A 22,240-nucleotide genomic window follows, 5' to 3' on the forward strand; every position below is an offset into this window, starting at 1 on the left:
AAATAGATAGATATTTAACGAACTAAATTATCCTCTACTAAAATGAGCAAAAGAGGAAAATGGATTTTGATAGTTTTTACTATATTTATGTCTCTTGGTTTTGCTCTGACATTAACAACAATTACCCAAACAGATTTTAACTCCGGAACGTACAATAACACGTTTTATAATGGCACTGCTGTGCAACTTAATTCTAGTTTTAGCGCGGGAAATTATACCAGCCAAGTATTTGATTCCAATGCCATTTCTTCTTGGGATTCGCTTTCGTGGACTCAGGAAGTTCTCTACCAAAACCCATTACCAGACAACAGAACGACCGAAACAGGAACGCTACTGCGAGCCATCAATATGAGCGATAATGCACTATTGTTACATATGGACGATACCAACTGTAATAACCAAAGTGAGGATAAATCAGGATATTTTACTCACGGAACTCCAGTAGGAGTATCTTGTGGTATTACAGGGAAGTTTAAATCAGGAATAAATTTTGATGGAGGAGGAGATTATATTACACTTAGAAGCTTAAACGCATTAAATGTTACCTCCAAAGCAACAGTTGCATTATGGGCAAATTTTTCATTGGTAAATGGAGATCACAAGTGGCTCATTGTTGACGATGGAGCAGGATATTACTCTCTTACTTTAAACCAAGGGTTAGTAACAACCAACCGAATTTGGTTAGGAGTATATAACACAACATCCAACTGGATTGGCAGTAACACCACTATTGTTGAAAATGAATGGTACTTTATCGCTGCAAGTTTTGATAGTTCAGGAACAAATCGATTATATATTAACGGAATAGAAGAAGCGAACGGAACAGGAAAAGCGCCTGAAAACAGAGCAACCGCATTACGTTTAGGAAAAAGTGGAACAGAATATTTTAGTGGATGGATGGATGAAGTAGCTATGTGGAATCGCACGCTAAGTGCACAAGAAATTCAAGACATCTATAAACGAGGCGTTCTCAAAATGAATGTAAGTATGAGAAGCTGTAGTGATAGTTCATGCTTAAACCCCACATTTATTCCCTACCAAGGAAACCTAACAGCAACCCCATCACTTAACAACAGCGAATATTTCCAATACAAATTTTCATTTGAAACAGAAAACGCTAGCGTAGTACCATTATTATACAACGTAACAACCACTTACACCGCCGTCTCCGCAGTACCTGAATTTTCAACATATGCCATACTTTTAATTCTAACAATTACAATAGGAACATTTGTAATGCGAAAAAAGAGTTTAGAAGATAACGAAAAAAAAGAAGCATAACTCTTTTAACCAAATCTTCCCGTAACAATATTAGGATGTGTTGTACCCCAATGCGCCCAGTTAATAACTTGCTGAAAGCTTTTTCCTTTGATAGGACCAATTTTATCTCGTGGATTATAGTGTCTCACCGCTGTTGCAACAGCCTCCCAGAAATCAACGAGAAGCTCTTCAGTTTCAAGAACACGTTGCATCGTTGTCTTGTCCTTTCCACCTATATCTCCCTGATAGAGTACTGAATAATTTGGTTGAGGGACACGAGAATAAGGCAATGTAGCAGATTCGTATTCCCAAATATTATTAAAACATAATTTCTGTTCATGCTTATTAACAACCACAGCCCGTAACGCTTGATCAAATCCCAAACGTCGCCCTAGATGAGCAGGATCTAATGAATATGCAATTTCAAGCATGGTTCGATGAGGATAATTTGCAACTCCTTTTGCTATACCACCCATAAAGTTAGTTGTTCTTACATGCCCACAGCAACTATAGCCCGTATCCACAACAAATTCTAAACCCCAAATAGCATTAACAATTTCACGAATTGGTTCTTCAACTTCAGACAGAAGATGTTGATATTGTGAACGCAAAATTGGATCCATTATCCAAAAAAAAGAAAATTAGTTTAAAAGAATTTAGCTTGAATATCCCACTTGACTTCGTCCAGAATAACGAGGCATTTCTACTTCGCCTACATTTGGAGTTATCCTATTTCGTACACTTTGGTTTACATAATCCACAAATCCAGGAGTCACAAACACATCAGGCTCAATCTGCCTCATAGTACGTGAACTGTAATTAAATGAAACATCCGGAACAGCAGATGAATACAATGCCACTTGTCCTTCTCGTCGTGTAACATAACCTAGATCGACGAATTCGCCGATTTGGCTTTCAGTGAGGGTTCCCTGCTCTAACCCAACTTCAATTTCCAATGAAGATAACGTGTCTCTGGTTTTCATAATAACACTAAGAGAAGCAGATAACATAAGTCTCCCTTTTCCCGTAGGAGGGAAGAACTTTTAGTTTACTACTTGTTAGTGGTTAATTGTGGAAAGATTTAAATAATACTAATAATAATTATTAGCCTATGAAACAAGTCTTCACCTGCTCGCTTGACGAACAAACAGTAGAAAAATTACGCACATTCACACGCAGTAGTTCGTTTCGCAATAAAAGTCATGTGGTTGAGCAAGCACTTCTTAAATTCTTAAAAGATGAGGGGGAGAAATGAGTCAAAATCCACCTGATTTGGAGAGTATCATAGGAAATGTAACTCAAGTTATACAAGATCACACCCTATCAAAGCGTAGGACACGTCCAGATTACAATAGTCTCAAAACCGTTGAAGATTGGATTGAGGAAAAAGAAAAGCATCCTGAATGGGCTGGTCTTTCAGCATGGCAAGTCATTAAATTAGGAGGAAATGTCTTTTACAAAGAATTTCAAAAATGGAATAAAAGTAACACAAGCGATACCTCACAGCGCGAAGTTAATTATAATTCTATATTTAGCCGACAAAGAGAACGCTATGAAAATCTAAGAACGGTCGATGAGTGGATTGAATTTCGTAATAAAAATCACCCCGAATGGAAAGGACGTACTCGCAACGAAATGGAGGAATCACCTGATTCTAACTCATTTTGGACCAACTATCGTAAATGGACAAGACGTACTGCCCGAACTAAAGAAGAAAAAGAGCAGTTCTTGCAAGTAATGGCATTAAGAACCAGAAATGACTACTCTAGTTTAACCACTATTACTGACTGGAAAAAACTCTACAATGAAAATCCGCACTGGCACAAAATGAGCACCCCAGAACTTCTCAACGATAAGCAAGGAGGAGGTGCTTCATTTTATTCTTCATTTAATTTTTGGATAAGCTCTCAAACCTCTGACGAAAAAGAAAGAAAAAGAATCCGTCGCAGAGTAATATCATACAACCTTCGAGATTGGTCAGGTTTTGAATCTATTGGCGACTGGATCAATACCTATCTTAGAACTAATTCTTGGCATGATATGGATTCTACCCATTTAGGTACAGATGAAAAAGGAGAAGGCAAATATTTCTACCATAATTTCAAAAAATTTCTCCAAAAAGAATATACTACTCAGCGAAAAAGAACACAAGCACGCGCCGTCCTCGACATCAATCTTCCCCCCTACCAATGGGACGCGGTACAAGCAATCAGAGAAGAACGTACCCTTGAAGATATCATTGGTGTTGATCGCACTGAAACACGCGAAGCTGTAACTGCAATGAATGCCCTTAAACTTGTTCAAAATCAATGGGGTGATTATCTTGATCGTGATAAGTATGCAGGTTTAATTCGAGAGATTTTTAATGATTCAATGTCACTTGAGCACCACGTAGGAAGCGACAGTAAAAGAGTAGAAGCATATCTACAAGCAGCAGATTTAGAAAAAGTATCAATCACTGAACAAATAGTAGATCCTAGCTCTAAAAATCCCAATGTTCGCATAAGTCTCTATCTAGGTACAGATCCACAAAGCGGGTCAGATCAAACCATTGAAGCCTTCGTGAAATTCTTTTCAGATAAGCAAGAACGTGATACTGAACTAACATTAACAAACTGGTTCGCGCAATATTCACAGGTGAAAACCGTTGGACAAGCGCGAGCAACCAAAGTAACAGCAAGAATAGAGAAAAATAATGACCAAACAGAAACATATGACACACTAACCATCTGTGCAATTGAAGATAAGACAGGAGAAAATGCATCCTACGTATTAGTAACGCCATTTGCAAATTTACGAACAACGGCTCAAGAACTACAGGGAAGGGCAGGCCAGAGAGTACTGGACATGATCACCAATGCAGTGTATGAATTTCATCAAACTCCTGCACCCAGCCATAACACCGAAGAAGTTGTTTCCACAAGGATGAGATTCGTCCCTTATAGTGAAAGTGCAAGACAAGAAATTGCTAATGAGAATACTTCGCTTTACCAACAAATGCAACGAATGGGCATTATGAAAAAATTAGACAGATATGCTACTCAACACCAGGCTTTAATTCATGGTGATTGTCACACAAAAAATCTCTTGCTTAATGAAGATAATGAAATCGTATTTGCTGACCTAGAGAGGACACGAAGGGGAATACCCCAACAAGATATTACCAAATATCTAGGAGCCCGCTCTCACAAATTAAGCACTCAAGAACAACAACGACAACTTGATCGCTATATTGCATTATCAGGCATAACAGACCAGCAACAAGGTGCAGAGTTTAAGAGAATATATGATGTTGTAACCGTGTATGAAGAGTTGCGTGTTTGTCGACATATTGTTGATCGCCCCTCAACATTCCAAACAATAGAAGCATGGCAAGAAAGTTTTGAATATCATTTAGACAGAGCTTTGGATCATGCAAGAAAAGCCTATTCTGCTACGCAAGTTGAAGCTCTCGAGAAAGCTGCAAGAAAAACTTTAGTAGCTCCACACGCCATACAAAACGCAGTTTAAAGATACACCGCATAAAACGGCCCAACAATATCTTGACAGCGCCTCATCATTTTTGCGCAACGCAGGACGACATGATGATCTATTTTAGGATCTTTAAGTAAAGCTAGCAACTCTTTATTCATAAAATGGTCTTTACGTTTTGCAAACATTTCTAAGTAGGAAATGTCTTTTTTGAAATAAGAACTAAAAAGTTCGTCAACAGTTTGAAAAATTGAAGTTACTATTGCCCTTGTTTTCTCAGATGATTTGATAGAAGAACTCTCAAGATAATGATATAAATAATCTACCTCGTTAGAAATCTTCTCAAGGTCGCGTACGATAAGATATTCAAAGATGCAAGTATCGCGAAAGCGTAAATTTTTGTTGAAAATCCGTTTAACATAGTCTGCATACCGAGTAATAATCTCGCGATATTCATGGACCTCATTGCCTCGCTTAAACGAATTTGTTACTAAATCTTCACCAATCTTACGCATATTTTCTTTTAACAAGTAGAAGCTTTTTTTGAAAAGTAATTCATATTCACTCTCCATCTCGACTGAAATATTTCGAAGCGTGCATTTTTTATCAGCAACATCCACAACCTCAAACCCAATGAGATTACGAGTTAGATTCTCAATTTCTTTAAATATAGAATGATCCTCAAAATGAACCTGGATTATATCATATCCCTTTTTGTACGCATTACTCAACTTTATTTTCATTAAATGAATCGGCATTGAGCGCGATAGCGTGAGAGTAATCTCATTGCGACGTAACGCACCTTTGCCAGCCACCACCAACCGATTTTCCTCTTCTTCTATTTCAATTACATCTCCTGCTTGGAGATTATGTTCTTGAAGCCATTTAGCAGGCAGAGTAACCGTAAGTGCATTATTTCCCTGTTTGACAAGTTTACGTTGCATGTAGAGTAAAATAAGAATGGTATTTTTAAAATTTTCTATAAGTTATATAACTTCTATAAATTAAATATAATAAAAAGTAGTGTTGTCACTTGTTAATTACAATTAAGTGAGGGACAACCATGAAACAAACACTTTATTCAACTTTAACTGCATTGACGCTAGCTGCGTGTGGTGGAACGGCACCAGGGGTTAATCAATCTGAGACCATTAATGACACCCAACGTCAAGAAGCAATCGCATCGCTTCAAAAACGTGGAGTTACAATCGATGAAACATTATCCTGCGGCCCTTTCACAAATGGTTTTGGAGAAAATCCACAACCAGAAGGCAATGCTCAGTTCAAAGCTACTAGCTCTTATTTTAAAGATAAAGGAGAGAACCTACTCCGAACTCAAAGTTATAACGCATTTAAGATTTCACTTACTCAGGATAGAGCAGGAAAATACCATGCCCATGAAATAGGAAATACAAAAACTGAACGAGGCCTGGATTCATTTGCGCGATTTGTCTGCTATGTTTCTAGTAAGCCCAGTTACACTAAAGAGATTGAAGGCAAAGAACTCGAAGATGGAAAACGTGAAGATGGAAAAGCAACCTATGGTCGTCTTGTAAGAGAAATGGATCAAAAGTTTAGTGCTGCAGTTGAAGAATCCGATAGACGTTTTGACGAAGCAGTGAGAGAATCAGACCGCAGATTTGATGACACCCTACGCAGAAGTAATGAGCGTTTTGATGAATTAAGAGAGAAAAACCGCCAAAGATTTGAGGACACAGTTAAGCGAAATAGAGAGCGATTTAACGAAACAAGAAGCCAATTTGACGAAGAAGTAGAAGCTACGAGTGATGATTCTAAGTGTAATAAACAATACCTAGCTGATCTTGCAGTGTGTGAAAGATCACTCTACGAAGACCACAAAAAACAATGCGCAGACCGAGCACTTCGAGAAGCTAATTGGTGCAAAGAATTTGAATAATCATCGAGGAAATAAAAAATGAAACAAACATTAACTGGATTAACATTAATCGTTGCAGGTTGCGGATCACAAAATCCCTACCAGCGATTTGAACAAGCAGATATACCAAAATCAACACCACAAATCACAAACCAAGATCTTGCTGACAATTGGAAACAGACGACCACTGTGTATGAAGATGGAACTACTCAAATCTCTGCAACAAGAGAAAATGAAGACGGTTCATTTAATTTTTCATCTCGTCAAAATGAAAATTCAAGAGGACCAAAGTATGATGGAATTCTCGACAATCTTAGTCCACAGCTAATAGGAGAAAGTTATGTTGCAGATCCCCTTGCACGAAACGATTTTATTCAAGTGCTCGCACATCAAACTGGGTACCTTCCCAAAGCACGATCCTTTGAAATTAGTGCTAATGGAAAAGAAGTCAAATGTAATGAATCTCAAAGCGGTTTCTACATCCCATTTAAAATTTTAGAGGAAAACAAAGAACGAGCTGAATCACTGGCTAGTGAAATTGATTTCAATAATGACCATGTACTTACACGGTGGGAGATTTGGGATTATGGACGTAGAGAAATGGAAGTTTGGTGCCCACTTCCAACGGGAGTAACACCAGAAACAGTTGCAAAAGAGTTTGAACAAAACATTGCTTTTAACCAAGAAAAGGACTCTTATCGCGTTGTAGTATGTGATGAAAATAGATTTGTTTCACAAGCCGTTCTTGATTACAAAGCACAACTCTTCTTTTCACAAGAAAGGGGAACGGGGGATCCTATTAAAGACAGTAGCAAATGGCAAGGATCAAGCCGAGTAGATCTTCGTCGTTTTGATGACAAAGCTTGTGCAGTGTACGAAGTGCGATTACTCGATTAAAACAAATCAATGCTTACTCCAGAGATAGTAGAGAAGCTACGGTAGATAGACCCTAAATCAATGGCAAGAAAGCCGAGATCAAAAAAATCAACACTTGAAGGAAGGTGCGAGTAAGAATTAACAGAATGATCAACCATCGGAGCTATAATAAAAATCACCATGAAAGAAAATGAATTACAGGAAGCATTAGACAGAAAAATTGCCCAATATTATCGTAATGATAAACTGATAAGCTTAGCTATTATTGCTTTTGGTGTAGCTAGTGCGGGAACTGTTGCGTATTATGGTCAGGAGGTTTATTTTAAAACATTTCCCGATTCACCATCAAGTGCCCCAACTCTAACAGATCCCAATCCAAATGTGGCACAACTGATACACTCGTCTGCCCCTTATTCAGCGACCACACTAATTTCAACCCCGCCTATTTTAAGAGAAGTTAATTCACAACCAAAAAGAACAAGTAAACCTGCAGCAAAAGAAAAAAGTCATTACCAACCAAAACCCCAGATATTATATTATTCTACACCCAATGTGACTGGATCAAAATTAGAAGGATTGATTGGACAACCCAAACCAACCGTTGTTGATTTTTACGCTAGTTGGTGCGGACCTTGTAAACTTCTCGAACCAGTCTTTAATCAAGTAGCAACCCAATACAAAGAACAAGCAACATTTGTACGCATTAACATAGATACAGAAAATGCAGCCGCTATAAAATACGGTGCAACAAAAATTCCCCTTGTTATCGTATTTCAAAACGGAACAGAGGATTCAAGATTTAATGGCTATTCTCCCAATGGAACTATGAATCAAATCTGGATGAAAGACACATTAGATAGATTACTAGCAAAATAATTAAACAATAAATCAAAATTCTACTCTTCCTCTTTAGCCTGTTTCTTCGCTGCTTTCTTCGCTTTCGCAGCCAACCGTTTCGCCCGCATAGAAATATCCGTATCAATCGTGATCTCGACAGGTTTTTCTTCTTTTACAGGTTTCTCAACTTTCGGTTTTTTCATATCTTCAACAGCTTTAAGAAATGCATTTCTTTGATTCTCAGTCAAAGAACCAAAGCGGATATACGCTTCTTTGATATTACGTAAAAATTGAGATTTTTCATAGAAATCAGCAGGGATATCAAAGAATTTTTTAAACACAGGATCTTCAATTTCTTGATTTATCCGCTTCATCTGACACGTTGAACAGATTGGAAATTGACGCATGGAGTACATTAACACTTGATTTGTTTTACAAATCGCGCATTTCTGTTTAAATTTCGCATACACCATGTGTATTTCAAAGACCAAAGCCTTTATAAGTTTAGCTAAATAATATATCAAGAAAATTTATTAATATTTAAAGAATAAAATTAATATAAATAGAAAGAATGACAACAAATATAGATTTTTATCAACAAAAGAAGAATATTTAAAAACAAAAAGAGAATATTACCTACTACGCATGCCTCTTTTAGCGAATCAAAGCCCCATTGTACTTCTTGAACCCCACCATGAAAAAGATCTTCTTAGAGAATTATTACGCCGGTTACAAGAAAAAAATTCTCTTAAATTTGAAGAATTAATCACCTTGTATACCCAAACATCCCCTCAAAAAACGATCCCCTGTTCAATATTTAATTACAATCTTCATCCCGCAGAAGCTCTCTGTAAATATCTTAAAGAAAACCAACATCTTACATTCCAACAAATCGCCCTTCTTCTAAATCGAAATCAAAAAAGTATGTGGGCTACCTACCAACGAGCAATAAAACATCGCAAACAACCTTTTCCTCTCAAAGAAGAAACATTTATCATACCTTTAACTCTCTTTTCATCTAGAAAAAAGAGCGTGTTTGAAAATGTGGTTTTATATCTTACAACAACCTATCAGCTTTCAATTCCTGCAATAGCCCAGTTGCTTCAAAGTACCCCTGCATCTATACAAGTAATATTAACACGGGCGAGACAAAAACATGACTAGCGACCCTTGGCAATCGCGACAACGTCGCGTGGAAAAAGAACTAGAAAAAAACAACCTGCCTCAGACTATAAGAAGCAACACTCCTCGCTATGAAGTGATAGTAGAATCACCACAACCTAAACAAAAGACAAAAAAAGCCCCCCGACAAATCGCATGGAAAGCAGTTGCGCTCTTAATCATTATTTTCAGTATCAGTTTCCTATTTGTAACACAAACACCCTCTTCACAAAACACACAAAGTATCACTGGTGCAGCCATAACAAATGTAGACACTACGGTCAAAACACCAACCTCAAACTTAACAACAGCACCAATCCCAGAAGAACAATATACCAGCAGTGGTATTGGGAGTCAGAACCCTTACCGCACATTAGGTAGTATCACCAACCCTAGTTTTGAAGACGCCATAACTACAGAATGGGTATATTCAGAAACTGACACAGAATTTACAGGAGGACGTGTCGCACCCACCAATTACGTTCCAACACAAGGATCATATGTATATCTTTTAGGACAAGACACTTCAACTGGAGCAGGCGGTAGCCCCGTCCTTAATATTGTCCCTGGAGTCTATTCACAAGTTTTGCAAACCATTGATCTCACTGACGTAACAGACATAAAGTTTGATACAAAATATATTGATTACTATGGCATATCCAGTTATTTCAACATTAGTGCATTTATTGATTCGACGCTAGTCTGGTCCAGATTGAGTATCGACTACCAAGCAGAGAATATTACATTGGATACCTCTACATATTCTGGCAGCCACGATCTTAAATTTAGGCTTACAGGATTATTTACAGGAGCAATTTACGAACCAGCCTGGTTTATTGATAACATTAGATTAAATCAAACGGTTACGTATCTCATTACTAATTATAATCTTACTCCTTCAATCGCATATTTTGACACACCTTTGATTGCGCAAGCAACATATAGCAGTAACGCAACAGGAAATGTTTCCTTTCGCTGGTCAATAAATGGACAAAATAAGTTTAACTTAACAAATCTCTCCGTAAATCCAAATTCTTATATTACTAATACCCTACAGCCAGGAAATTTTACAACAGGAGACTCAATTTCACTTTCAATTACAGGACAAAATGCAACAGATTCTTCCACTACCTCTCCTCTTACACTCACCATTTCAAGCTACACCCCAAATCTTACATCCGTTCTCTTAAATACAACCCACAACACATATAGTGATAATGACAACTTAACATTATATCTAAACTCTTCGAGTCAGCAAGGGTTTACACTTCATAATATTATTAATTGGTACAAAAATAATGTGCCATTATTAGTAGTAAATATGCCATTTGAACGAGTAAATGGCACTAACACCAACAATGCATATGACTATTCTATATACGCGCATAACGGCTCGGAAAATGGAGGTGTTGTCTGGAATCGCACCATTGGATATGGTACAACAGGCGCCTATATCTTTGATGGAGCAAACGATTACCTTCAGATTGAACAAGTCCCCCAAATAACAAAAAATTTTAGTGTTGAATATTGGGTAATGCGAAATGGAACACGACATGAAGCGTTTGCATTCACAAACGACGGTTCCCAAAATAAAGATGACCCCTTTAGTTGGGATGGAAACCAGATAAATATTGGAGATGGACTTAATCATGAAATAAAAACAGTCACTCTTGCCGCAGATACTAATGTTTGGACACATATTATTTTTACAGTTGATGGATCAAACAAAATATTGCGCCAATATAAGAATGGCACGCTAGTAGATGATCTTTCATTAACATATACCCCTAGTTCATTTCCAAATAAATTTCTTCGTATAGGACGAGGCGGATTTGCCGAAATTTACACAGAATATTTTCAAGGAGCAATTGATAATTTTCGCGTTTACAACCGCACACTTACACCAGACCAAGTAAAACTACTTTATCAAAATCAAACCGATGTTATTGTACAAAATGAAACCTATCTCGGCGAAACCTGGAAAGCCTGCGTAACAATCCATGATACCTTCGAATCTTCAAATAGCACTTGCAGTAATTCTATCACATTTGGTGATAACCACATACCCACTCAATTTCAACCAATTATTCAGTCACTCGATGCAACTACTTCAACATCTACTGATCTTGCATGTTACAATCAATCTACAACGGATTTTGAAAATGACCCTGTCAAAAACATTTACAATTGGAAAGTCAACGATAAATCAATCGCTGTTCTCAACATGCCATTTGAAAATTACTCTTTAACTTACAGCGGCGAAACAAAAGATTATTCTGGGTACAATAATAATGGAACCAATACCAGTGGAGCATTCTGGAATGCCACCGGTGGATTTGATGGCAAAGGGGCATATCGACTTGATGGCGTTGATGATTATATTTCAATAAAAAATAATGCTAGTCTTAACTTCGTAACCAATTATAGTATCTCATTCTGGACCAAGAATGAGGTTAGCCCTGCTAATTTTGACACAATCCTTGCTAAAACAAGTGGTACTGGGTGGAGTGATGGATATGGAATATATTATTCATCCAGCAGTCAAATAAATTTTTGGGTAAGTGCATATGGCAGTGCATACGCGTACGCCACCATTACACCTACATTGTGGAACCATGTTGTTGGAACATACGATGGCTCCACAATCAGAATTTTCGTTAACGGTGTAGAAGGCACGCCAGGAACGCGAACAACGCCCGCAACCAACACCGCCGCGTTAGAGATTGGAAGAGGTGCAAGTAATAGTTATAACATTGATGGACACATAGATGAATTACTCATTTTTAATCGTAGTCTTAGTACAGATGAAGTAAAACTTCTCTTTCAAAATAAAACCAACACTACCTCATTTCGAGAATTACAACAAGGCGAAACATGGGCTTGTGAAATAACCCCCAACGATGCTCATGGTGATGGACAAAATAAAACCAGTACTGCTGTAACCATCAGCGCTAATACTATCCCTACAGTAACAGTAGCGTTTAACTCATCAACAAAAGACAATACCTCTGCTCAAGATCTTATGGTGTATCCAACGATCATCGATGCAGACCAAACCAGAACAACAACAATCGCTAATTATCTCGTCAACAATAGTGAAATGATGTTGCTAAACATGCCTTTTGAAGCTAAAAGTAATACTACCAACACTACCGACTATTCACATTTCCATAATCATGGAGTCGTAAGTGGACCATCATGGTATGCGCAAGGGGGAATCAACGGATCAGGAATGTATAGTTTGCATGGTGGCACCGACACAATAGTAATCAATGACCAAGATTACCTTGATTTTGGAACAAATAAATCATTTATGTTTTGGTACAAACCAATATCGACAACAGCCAACCAACATGTCATGGGAAAAGGAAAAGGAGCAGGAACATACGAAGGATGTATAATGAGAATGAGCTCGACGCTCGCATTTCAATGTTATAATTCTGCAGGAATCGAAGATGTGTCAATAACAACAAATACAGTACCATTAAATGAATGGAATCTTGTTTCTATTGTATTTTACAATAATAATGTTACATTCTACCTCAACGGCAATTATAATTCCTCTGACTTATCTTATCAAGCAACTTATAATTCTGACTCACCCTTAAAGATAGGACAAGCGCAAACCGGATGGAGTGGTTCAGCCACAGATGGATTTGTAGATAATGTTCAAATTTGGAATCGCAGCCTTACACCAGAACAACTCAAAACCATGTACCAAACCCAACGAAATCTGGTTATCAACAGTAGTGAACTTAAAATTCATGATGTTTGGAAAGTCAACGTCACTGTGAGTGATAGCGTTGATAATTCTGTGGGAGTAATGAGCTCACCGATCACTATTCTTAATGAACCAGTAGGCAATAGTCCACCTAGCGCGCCATTACTTGTAGCCCCATCAAATCTCACCACTACCATCGTACGAACCCCGCAATTTAATTGGACAACATCCAATGACAGCGATGGTAATCAACTTACCTACAACCTTGTTATAGATGATAACATTTTGTTCAACAATCTGGAAATAAATGTCACCGGAATTGGTAACCTTACTTCAGGTAATGTTACATATAATATTTCAACAGAATTAGATGTAGACAAAACCTATTTCTGGCGAGTGCGAGCCAATGATGGAACAGATTTTGGACCATATTCAAATGTATCCAATTTCACCCTCAGTTCCTATCTAGCAATTACCCTTACTCAGGACACCATTAACTTTGGTAGTGTCTCACTTTTCACACGCGCCAACACCACATCAGGAACACCGCGACCATTTAGAGCAGAAAACGTAGGAAACATTATTGCTAACGTGACCATCTCTGCTACTTCCTACTTTAGTTCTGTTCCTTTCCCTTCAAGTTATTATCAATTCAAAATACGGGAAAACGAAACAGGAGCATTTAATCTAACACATTCCAATACGAGCTTTATCAACATGGTTAACTCTACCATATTGCCTCACGTTTGGGGTCTTGATTGGCATGATTTCAAGAATGATTTTCTCGCGGACATATTAGTGCAATTACCAGATACAGAACCAATAGGACCAAAAAACTCAACAGTTACATTTAGTATATCACAACAATGAAAACAGCAACTGCAACAAGAACGGGATTACTATTAATTTTTCTCATCCTAGGTGCAACTATGGCATTGGGGCTCGGAATTAGGCCTGCAAAAACAACAATTGAAGCAGAGTATGAAAAATCTTTTGATGGTGAAGTATGGGTAGTAAATAGTGATTACCAAGAAAATAGTGTGACTGTATCGGTTGAAGGTGAAATGGCCAAATATGTTACAATTCATGATTCTCAAATTCATTTCCGTTCCGATGATGAAGCAAAAGCAGTTCACTTCTCAGTGCGGCTACCAGAATCTATCCCCCCAGGAATTTCTACCGCAGAGATCATTGTCCAAGCGACACCAGGGTTTAATGAAAATCAAGGCATGAGTTCAAAGATCATTCTGAAGCACCAGATTATGATTCATGGACCATATCCACAAAAATATGTGAAAACAAAAATAAATTTTCATGACCGCGGAGAATACATCGATTTTATTTCAGAAATAGAGAATGTTGGAAAAGAAGATATTAATAAAGTTCAGACAAAATTTTATGTTAATGATAAAGAACAAGTTCCGCTCGTCTTGAGTACAGAAGAGAAAAGTTTGGAGATTAAACGAGGAGCCATCTTTGAATTAAAGGTAGATAAAAATGATTTTGATTATGGAGAGTATGAAGTTTCTGCAGTAACATATTATGATGGAAACCAAGCAGAAGTAATTAAAACTTTAATCGTTGGAAAACCGGAGATTGATATCACCTATTTTGACCAATATCTTAAAGCCAATACTATTAACAAATACACTCTTGAGCTCCTCAATAAATGGAATAAACGTATTGAAAACGTATTTGTCAATATTATTTTGAAACGAGATGAAAACGTGTTGGAGTCTTTTAGAACATCTCCAATTGATATCCCTCCACTCATGCGAGAAAGAATCCAGGAATATCTTGATACAAGAGAGTATGGACCAGGAGAGTATAATGTTGAACTACAAGTAAATTATTGGAATATTTATTCTATGGACTCAAAAAGTTATGATATTGAACTTCTTAAAGAAAAAGAACAGGAACAAAGCACGGCACCAACTCAAAATGTCTTAGTTGGAAATGCCATTCAAGCTCAAGAAACAAAACTCAAATCCAACATGAGAATAATATTATTAGGATCAATTTTACTCGCCGTTCTTGTTTTTGGAGGATACATTATTCATCGTTATAGAAACAGAGATGATTACGAAGGGGGAAACAATGCTTTTTAAAGTTCTTCCATTATTGGATTCATAGGATAACCAACAGAAAAAGTTCTGTTTAATCTAACTAAAAAAGAGAAGTTGGATCTAGAACTGACATTCAGAGGATTCTTTCTTTGGGTTCTTAAACTAGTGAATACTCTCTCCCATAGGTGATACCATGACAACTAAAAAAGAATATAATGTTGAAAACCAATATGGAGAATTCGTCAACGAGCTCCATGATGAAGATCGTGCATTCTTGCAGTTTATGGCTCGGCGACAACGATATTAATTCTTTCTTTTTTTCTAATAAAAGTAAATAATAAAGTAAACGGGAAAATAGTAAATATAATCAAAATATGAAACAACAAACCGAAAGAAAAATCCTCACCCAAAGAACCGTTTTAAAAATCCCGTACTTGCTTTCTCTTCCTGCAATTCTTTAATCAGTTCACGTTGTTTCTTAGATATTTTTGTAGGAACAGCAACACGCACTTTTACCATCTGATCGCCACGTCCACTGGATTGAATACGAGCAAGACCTTTACCTTTCATGCGAAATGTTGTTTCTGATTGCGTCCCTTCAGGAATAGTGAGAACAGCAGTACCGTCAATGGTAGGTACTTCAATTTCATCACCAAGTGTAGCCTGCGTAAACGAAATAGGAATAGTAATTTCCAAATTATCCCCTTGCCTTGCAAAGTGAGCATGAGCTTTGACATGAACTTGAATATACAAATCTCCCGCACGACCACCTGCTCCTCCCACCTCGCCTTCTCCAGTAACACGTAGACGCATACCATCCTCAATTCCAGCAGGAATAGTAACTTCGATTTCTTTACGTTCACGAACGACGCCTTCACCGTTACATTCTTTACAGGTATCACTTGCTTTCTCACCACGACCTTGACAAGTAGAACAAGGCGCAGTTTGTTGGAAGACACCAAACGGAGTCTTTTGAATTTTACGCATATATCCTGAACCTTGACAAGATGAACATTTTGTAAACGAATGAGCCCCTTTACCTTTGCAAGAAGCACAATGAGCTAATTTATTGAGTTTAACAGATTTTGTCGTTCCTTTTGCTACTTCCTCCAGAGTGATTTCAATATCATAGAGTAAATCAGAACCGCGTCGACCACCTCGTCCACGACCCCCAGCATTGCCACCAAAGAGTTGATCAAAGATATCTCCAAAATCCCCCATACCGCCAAATTGTGACATCACATCAGAGAAATCATACCCCTCAAAACCACTGCCACCAGGACCGCCAGCCCCGCCATTAAACGCAGCAGAACCATATTGATCATATTGGGCCCGTTTCTTATCATCTCCAAGAACGGAAGCTGCTTGATTAATTTCCTTGAATTTCTCTTCATACTCCTTTTTATTCTCTTCAGCAGCGCGATCTGGGTGATATTTCATTGCCAGTTTTTTATAGGCTTTCTTAATATCTTCTTTCGTTGCACCTTTCTCAACACCCAATAATGAATAATAATCTTTATCTGCCATGGTCTATTCTCCCGTAACTCTACGAAGATGGTTCTCAAACTCTTGTTTTAAATCTTGTGCAGTGAATGATAAATGCGAAAATAATTCTACTTCAAAATCCAGCATTTCTTGTTCTTCTTCATGCCTTAGGATCGCATGAGGATACATCTCACGCAAATACGCTAATCTCTCCCGCAACCCTATAATCTCTGTCTTTAACACTCGCCAATCAATGTAATGCACCAAATTTTCTTCAAATGTTTTGTCTACCACATGAATCCCCGGTGCGCTGGCTTTACGCAATGACGCCGCCAACCTAGGATACTGCTCACCAAACACTTCATATGCAATTTCTCCTTCGTACTTTCCTGCAAAACGCAATCGTAATTCTTTCCACTTAGCAATCTCCTCATCTGAATACGCATAAGGATGATATTTATGATTAGGATTTAATTCTTTGAGTGTCACCGCTTTAAACAAATCATGTAAGACCGAAAGGGCACGCACAAAATCAACATCAACAGGCTTACCCTCAATTCTAGTTCCATTTTTAACTAACTCTTGTGCTAAAAACATGCTTACCTCTTGCACCGCTTTGCAATGCGCTAAGATGTTTCTAGGAACTTTATATTCTTCAAAATAAGAGAGGCATTGAGATTGACTTGGAAGAGATATCATGTTTGTGTATAACCCCTCAAAAAATAAACTATAACAAAAAAATAAAAAAAAGCAAGACCTATTGGTCTTTACCTTTCTTCTTGCCAGCTGGCTTGTCAGAAGAGTGACCTGCTTTCTCTTTAAACTCAGCGTCAACAACTTTCTCACCATGCGCATGTCCATGAACTTGATCTTCACCAGGCATACCGGCGTTCCCACCAGCAGCTTGTTGCGCAGCATTTGCATCTTGGTAAATCTTTGCGCCAATCTCGCCAACCACTTTGTTGAGTTCTTCGATAGCAGCATTAATAGCAGCAGCATCTTCGCCTTGACGAACTTTCTCAACGTGAGCAATTTTGTCCTCAATGCGCTTGCGTGTGCCATCATCAACTTTGTCTTTAAATTCATCAAGCACTTTCTTAGTTTGATAGGCAACAGATTCAGCATTGTTTTGCGCTTCGATAAGTTCACGTTTACGTTCATCGTCAGCAGCATACTTCTCTGCTTCTTCACGCATGCGTTTCACTTCTGCTTCACTTAATGCACTTGAACCAGTAATCTTAATTTTTTGTTCTTTACCAGTTCCAAGATCTTTTGCGCTAACATGAACAATACCATTTGCATCAATATCAAATGTGACTTCAACTTGTGGAACGCCACGAGGAGCAGGAGGAATTCCCATTAAGTCAAATTGACCAAGAGTCTTGTTGTCATGAAACATAGACCTTTCCCCTTGTCCAACTTTAATAGTAACTGCAGTTTGGTTGTCAGCAGCAGTGGAGAAGATCTGCGATTTTTTGGTAGGAATGGTTGTATTTCTCTCTATCAAACGAGTAAATACGCCACCCAAAGTCTCAAGACCTAAGCTTAGAGGCGTAACGTCAAGAAGCAAGATGTCTTTAATATCGCCAGACATAACTCCTGCTTGAATTGCTGCACCAATCGCTACAGCTTCATCAGGGTTAACAGATTTGTCGCCTTCTTTTCCAGTGAGTCTGCGTACTAAATCTTGAACACAAGGCATACGGGTTGAACCGCCTACAAAAATAACACGATTAATATCACCTTGTGTCATTTGAGCATCACGTAATGCATTCTTAACTGGAGCTTCCAATCGACGTAAAATATCCGCAATTAAAGATTCGAAATGAGCGCGGGTTAATTCCTCTTTGATGTGTTTTGGTCCATGTTGATCAGCAGTGATAAAAGGGATGTTAATCTCAACTTTCATTTTTGAAGAAAGTTCAATTTTCGCTTTTTCTGCTGCTTCTTTAAGACGTTGCATCGCCGTAGGGTCGTGACGTAAATCAATACCTTGGGATTTTTTGAAACGATCCATGATATCATTCATGATACATTCATCAACATCATCCCCACCAAGGTAATTATCCCCGCTGGTTGCTTTAACTTCAAAGATGCCATCCCCTAATTCCAAAATAGAAACATCAAATGTTCCTCCTCCGAAATCAAAAACAAGGATAGTATGATCTTGTTCTTGTTTGTCAAGACCGTATGCAAGAGCAGCCGCAGTTGGCTCGTTAATAATGCGCAGTACATTCAAACCTGCAATTTCTCCTGCATTCTTAGTTGCTTGACGTTGAGAATCATTAAAATATGCAGGAACAGTAATAACTGCATTTTTAACTTCTTGACCAAGATAAGCTTCAGAATCACGTTTTAATTTCTGTAAGATCATAGCAGAAATTTGTTCTGGGCTATGAGGTTTTCCATCAATGGTAACTTTTTCATTTGTGCCCATTTTACGTTTAATGGAACGAATAGTACGAGTAGGATCAGTAATTGCTTGGTTACGAGCTACTTGACCTACAACAACATCCTCATCTTTAATGTGAACAACGCTAGGAGTTGTTCTAGTTCCTTCTGAATTGGGGATAATTACGGGTTTACCTCCTTCAAGAACAGCAACAGCTGAAAAAGTTGTACCTAAGTCAATACCGATCGTTGCGCCGGTTGTGGTTTTTTTGGTTGTCATTATATTTTCCTCCATTAAATGGTATTTTTCTTGATTTGTTTTTCTTAATCAAATTTTGATTACAATTTTACTTTGATTTTGTTTTACTAAGATCCTTCTCTGGATGAGACTTGCCAGGACCATCACTTACTTTTACACGTGCAGCACGTAATACTTTTCCATGAAGCAAGTATCCTTTTTGAAATTCTTCAACGATAGTATCCACGGGTTCATCACAAGGCACTTTCATAAGAGGTTGATGATAGAGGGGATCAAACTTAGCCCCTAATGAATCCAACGCTACAACTCCACTTTTTTCTAAAGCAGAGAGCAACTGAGCGTATAATAATTCCATCCCCTCTCGCACATCTTCTACTTTTTGAGTAGGATTCTTTAATGCAAGATGAAAAGTATCTAAAACTGGCAGCAGTTCAATGAGGAACTTTTTAAGTGCCATTTGTTCAGCATCAGTTATACGTTGCGTAACTTGCTTACGATAGTTCTCAAAATTAGCTTGAGTACGTTGAAGCAAATCGGTAAGTTCTTCAACTTTATCTTTGACAGGAGCCTCTTGCGTTGTGCTAGTAGCATCTGCATTTTCCGTTTTAACAGGTTCGTTTTGTTGATCTAAGTTCGACATGGAAGCTCTTGAATGCATTTTATATATAAACATTTCGCAAGGACAAACATTTAAATAGAAAAATACCCCTATCCCGCATATGACACAAAAAGTCACGATTCTGCGAATTCGCCGTGTTGCCACAGAAAACCTCAACCAAGATCTCCAGTGGTTTGGCTCATCATTAGGACTATTTAATCTGCGTGATAAGGATAGCAGTTGTTTTCGTGTATTTATTACCCTGCTTAAGCGCGCTCGGACTTCCGACCTCATCACATCAGATGAAGTTGCAGAAAAATTAGATTTAAGTCGAGGCACCGTCGTACATCATCTGACCAAACTTATGGATGCAGGAATAGTCATGCGAGTAAAAGGAGGATATGTACTGCGAGACAACAACCTGCAAAAAGTAATTCGCGATGTCCAAAGAGATATTGAAAACATCTTTACTGACCTAAACAAAGTAGCGAAAGAAATCGATGACCAGTTAGGTCAGAACTTCTAGAGAACAGGTAATTATAATAATTTTAGATTATACTAAGACCCTGCTAAACCTATCCCCACCACCCAAAATAGAACAGACATATCTTGAAAGACAAAACCACATCGTCAAAAAAGATAGCTATTTATAGAGAAAAAATAATCCCTTCAGCATGAAGAACCTCAAAGGATTGTTGCTTTTACTTTCATTCTTACTTATTGCAATCCAGATTATCCAGCTAAGTGTTGTCTTTAGTATAACTGGCGCAGTAACGGGTGGCACAGCAACAGTAGGATTATGCTACAATCACCAGCCTTCATTTTACAATCTTACGAATTATACCCTCCCCCATAATGTTGCATTTAACTCAACCATTTATGCTAATGAAAGCGACAGCGATGCAGTTGCTTTTTTTGATAATACCAGCCTCTTTTTAATAAACAACAATACTGGCGTATTCTCATTCATACCCTCAATTTTAAATGTAGGCAACCACAGCATAGATATCACCATTCGTGACTATAATAGTTCCTGCGCATCGAATGTAAGCGAAATATTGCTTCTTACTATTAACAACTCGATCCCCTACCAAAATAGAACCATCCCTAATCAAACGTGGGAAGAAGATGTCACCCTCACCGGCATCAATCTTACCACCTATTTTGCCGACTACGAAAACGACACACTTAATTTTACTGCCCAAATTGGACACAATATCACAGTAACTATTTCTAATTTTACGGTCACCATCGTTCCGAATACAGATTATTATGGCATAACCTGGATCGTGTTTAGAGCAAATGACAGCTTAGGAACTGCAACCTCAAATAATGTCACACTCAACATCACTGACGTAGCAGATTTTTGCGGAGATGCAGTGTGTAATGCAGATGAAAGTTGTTCATCATGTTCTGCTGATTGTGGCAGCTGTGGAGGATCAGGCAGTAGCGGAGGAGGAGGGGGCAGAGGATCGGGAGGAGCAGCAAGCCCGCGAGTAATAGAAGTGATACCACCAACCCCACCGCAAACAGAATGCAACCCATCTAAAAAGTGCGGAAATTGGGAACCAGCTTCATGCACAACCCAACCCCAAGAACGCAGTTGTATCGAAATTAAACCAAGCTGCACTGCTATTAAAACCATTGAAACCAGATCTTGTAATTGTATCCCTGACTGGCAGTGTTCAACGTGGGTTCCTGAACAATGTAACGCTTATCAAACACAACATAGAACCTGTGTAGATCGAAATGACTGTAACAAAGAACCATATCCTGATGACTCACAAAGCTGTGCTTCAGAATCAACCTACGCAGATTCCCAAGAAGCATTGATAGGACAAGCCATGTGGAGCAACCTTAAAAATAAAATTGGAAGCCTTACCAGAACAACCCCACTTCTACTCACCATAGTAATTATCTTTTGTGGAATCGGCGGACTCTGGATATGGCACCAACACAAACCAAAAATTGCCTTTTGGAAATGTGTAGACACTAAAGAGATAGATACATCAAAATTTATCAGCAAATTCACAAAAGAACAATTAATTGAAATTACATCAGAACAAGAAATAAAAATTGATACCTACGTTGAAGCAACCCGCAACAATAAAGTGAAAATACACATCCAAGCGCGTATCAAGGATCATAAAAACAATAAAACGTCTATTCAACGAGTAGAATAAAGATAAACAACATTTCTTGCAAAGAATCTAGAGAA

At 38.0% G+C, this 22,240-nt stretch carries 20 protein-coding genes; 11 read left to right on the top strand and 9 right to left on the bottom strand.

The window, feature by feature from the left end; genetic code table 11:
- The first annotated feature begins 42 nt into the window (after window positions 1-42).
- Window positions 43-1,281 (top strand): LamG domain-containing protein, encoded by a 1,239-nt coding sequence (locus HYV86_03700; GenBank protein ID MBI2572936.1) that lies wholly within the window; start codon window positions 43-45, stop codon window positions 1,279-1,281.
- 5 nt (window positions 1,282-1,286) lie between these two features.
- Here the strand turns inward: HYV86_03700 and HYV86_03705 are convergent, their stop codons facing one another.
- Both HYV86_03705 and HYV86_03710 read right to left on the bottom strand, forming a co-directional pair.
- Window positions 1,287-1,883: a hypothetical protein gene (locus HYV86_03705; protein MBI2572937.1), complete on the bottom strand. Its 597-nt coding sequence runs from the start codon at window positions 1,881-1,883 to the stop codon at window positions 1,287-1,289.
- A 33-nt stretch (window positions 1,884-1,916) separates the two neighbouring features.
- Entirely contained in the window at window positions 1,917-2,243 is a 327-nt protein-coding gene (locus tag HYV86_03710; protein MBI2572938.1) for a hypothetical protein, read from the bottom strand.
- A gap of 128 nt (window positions 2,244-2,371) precedes the next feature.
- On the opposite strand from HYV86_03710, the gene HYV86_03715 reads away from it, so the two are divergent.
- Both HYV86_03715 and HYV86_03720 read left to right on the top strand, forming a co-directional pair.
- Window positions 2,372-2,515, top strand: a complete 144-nt coding sequence (locus HYV86_03715; protein MBI2572939.1) for a hypothetical protein — start codon at window positions 2,372-2,374, stop codon at window positions 2,513-2,515.
- Window positions 2,512-4,770: a phosphotransferase gene (locus HYV86_03720; protein MBI2572940.1), complete on the top strand. Its 2,259-nt coding sequence runs from the start codon at window positions 2,512-2,514 to the stop codon at window positions 4,768-4,770. The genes HYV86_03715 and HYV86_03720 overlap by 4 nt, the downstream gene beginning before the upstream one ends.
- Here the strand turns inward: HYV86_03720 and HYV86_03725 are convergent.
- Window positions 4,767-5,675, bottom strand: a complete 909-nt coding sequence (locus HYV86_03725; GenBank protein ID MBI2572941.1) for an AbrB/MazE/SpoVT family DNA-binding domain-containing protein — start codon at window positions 5,673-5,675, stop codon at window positions 4,767-4,769. The two genes, HYV86_03720 and HYV86_03725, sit on opposite strands and share 4 nt — an antisense overlap.
- Window positions 5,676-5,794: 119 nt before the next feature.
- Between HYV86_03725 and HYV86_03730 the strand changes: the two genes are divergently transcribed.
- Window positions 5,795-6,649: a hypothetical protein gene (locus HYV86_03730; GenBank protein ID MBI2572942.1), complete on the top strand. Its 855-nt coding sequence runs from the start codon at window positions 5,795-5,797 to the stop codon at window positions 6,647-6,649.
- Window positions 6,650-6,667: 18 nt separating this feature from the next.
- Window positions 6,668-7,525: a hypothetical protein gene (locus HYV86_03735; protein ID MBI2572943.1), complete on the top strand. Its 858-nt coding sequence runs from the start codon at window positions 6,668-6,670 to the stop codon at window positions 7,523-7,525.
- Here the strand turns inward: HYV86_03735 and HYV86_03740 are convergent.
- On the bottom strand, window positions 7,522-7,686 hold the full coding sequence (locus tag HYV86_03740) for a hypothetical protein (GenBank protein ID MBI2572944.1): 165 nt from the start codon (window positions 7,684-7,686) through the stop codon (window positions 7,522-7,524). The two genes, HYV86_03735 and HYV86_03740, sit on opposite strands and share 4 nt — an antisense overlap.
- Between HYV86_03740 and HYV86_03745 the strand changes: the two genes are divergently transcribed.
- Window positions 7,685-8,380: a thioredoxin family protein gene (locus HYV86_03745; GenBank protein ID MBI2572945.1), complete on the top strand. Its 696-nt coding sequence runs from the start codon at window positions 7,685-7,687 to the stop codon at window positions 8,378-8,380. The genes HYV86_03740 and HYV86_03745 overlap by 2 nt on opposite strands.
- Window positions 8,381-8,400: 20 nt before the next feature.
- Here HYV86_03745 and HYV86_03750 read toward each other — a convergent pair whose 3' ends face one another.
- Complete coding sequence (locus tag HYV86_03750; GenBank protein ID MBI2572946.1) at window positions 8,401-8,814, bottom strand: hypothetical protein; 414 nt, start codon at window positions 8,812-8,814, stop codon at window positions 8,401-8,403.
- A 172-nt stretch (window positions 8,815-8,986) separates the two neighbouring features.
- On the opposite strand from HYV86_03750, the gene HYV86_03755 reads away from it, so the two are divergent.
- Genes HYV86_03755 through HYV86_03765 form a run of 3 tightly spaced genes read left to right on the top strand, consistent with a single transcriptional unit; the run spans window position 8,987 to window position 15,331 of the window.
- Window positions 8,987-9,505, top strand: a complete 519-nt coding sequence (locus tag HYV86_03755; GenBank protein MBI2572947.1) for a hypothetical protein — start codon at window positions 8,987-8,989, stop codon at window positions 9,503-9,505.
- Window positions 9,498-14,093: a hypothetical protein gene (locus HYV86_03760; protein MBI2572948.1), complete on the top strand. Its 4,596-nt coding sequence runs from the start codon at window positions 9,498-9,500 to the stop codon at window positions 14,091-14,093. The genes HYV86_03755 and HYV86_03760 overlap by 8 nt, the downstream gene beginning before the upstream one ends.
- Window positions 14,090-15,331 carry a hypothetical protein gene (locus tag HYV86_03765; GenBank protein ID MBI2572949.1) on the top strand — a complete coding sequence of 414 codons (1,242 nt, stop codon included), beginning with the start codon at window positions 14,090-14,092 and terminating at the stop codon, window positions 15,329-15,331. The genes HYV86_03760 and HYV86_03765 overlap by 4 nt, the downstream gene beginning before the upstream one ends.
- A gap of 360 nt (window positions 15,332-15,691) precedes the next feature.
- Here HYV86_03765 and dnaJ read toward each other — a convergent pair whose 3' ends face one another.
- From dnaJ to HYV86_03785, 4 genes are all read right to left on the bottom strand, one after another.
- Window positions 15,692-16,816 carry a molecular chaperone DnaJ gene (gene dnaJ, locus HYV86_03770; protein ID MBI2572950.1) on the bottom strand — a complete coding sequence of 375 codons (1,125 nt, stop codon included), beginning with the start codon at window positions 16,814-16,816 and terminating at the stop codon, window positions 15,692-15,694.
- A gap of 3 nt (window positions 16,817-16,819) precedes the next feature.
- A complete protein-coding gene (locus HYV86_03775) occupies window positions 16,820-17,473 on the bottom strand; it encodes a hypothetical protein (GenBank protein ID MBI2572951.1) in 654 nt (217 codons plus the stop codon).
- Between the two features lie 58 nt (window positions 17,474-17,531).
- Window positions 17,532-19,445 (bottom strand): molecular chaperone DnaK, encoded by a 1,914-nt coding sequence (gene dnaK / locus HYV86_03780; GenBank protein MBI2572952.1) that lies wholly within the window; start codon window positions 19,443-19,445, stop codon window positions 17,532-17,534.
- A gap of 67 nt (window positions 19,446-19,512) precedes the next feature.
- On the bottom strand, window positions 19,513-20,064 hold the full coding sequence (locus HYV86_03785) for a nucleotide exchange factor GrpE (GenBank protein MBI2572953.1): 552 nt from the start codon (window positions 20,062-20,064) through the stop codon (window positions 19,513-19,515).
- A 79-nt stretch (window positions 20,065-20,143) separates the two neighbouring features.
- On the opposite strand from HYV86_03785, the gene HYV86_03790 reads away from it, so the two are divergent.
- Together HYV86_03790 and HYV86_03795 are read left to right on the top strand one after the other, a co-directional pair.
- Complete coding sequence (locus HYV86_03790) at window positions 20,144-20,548, top strand: ArsR family transcriptional regulator (GenBank protein MBI2572954.1); 405 nt, start codon at window positions 20,144-20,146, stop codon at window positions 20,546-20,548.
- 148 nt (window positions 20,549-20,696) lie between these two features.
- Window positions 20,697-22,205 carry a hypothetical protein gene (locus HYV86_03795; protein MBI2572955.1) on the top strand — a complete coding sequence of 503 codons (1,509 nt, stop codon included), beginning with the start codon at window positions 20,697-20,699 and terminating at the stop codon, window positions 22,203-22,205.
- Window positions 22,206-22,240: the final 35 nt, after the last annotated feature.

The organism is Candidatus Woesearchaeota archaeon (assembly GCA_016188115.1).
GTDB lineage: Archaea > Nanobdellota > Nanobdellia > Woesearchaeales > GW2011-AR9 > JACPIK01.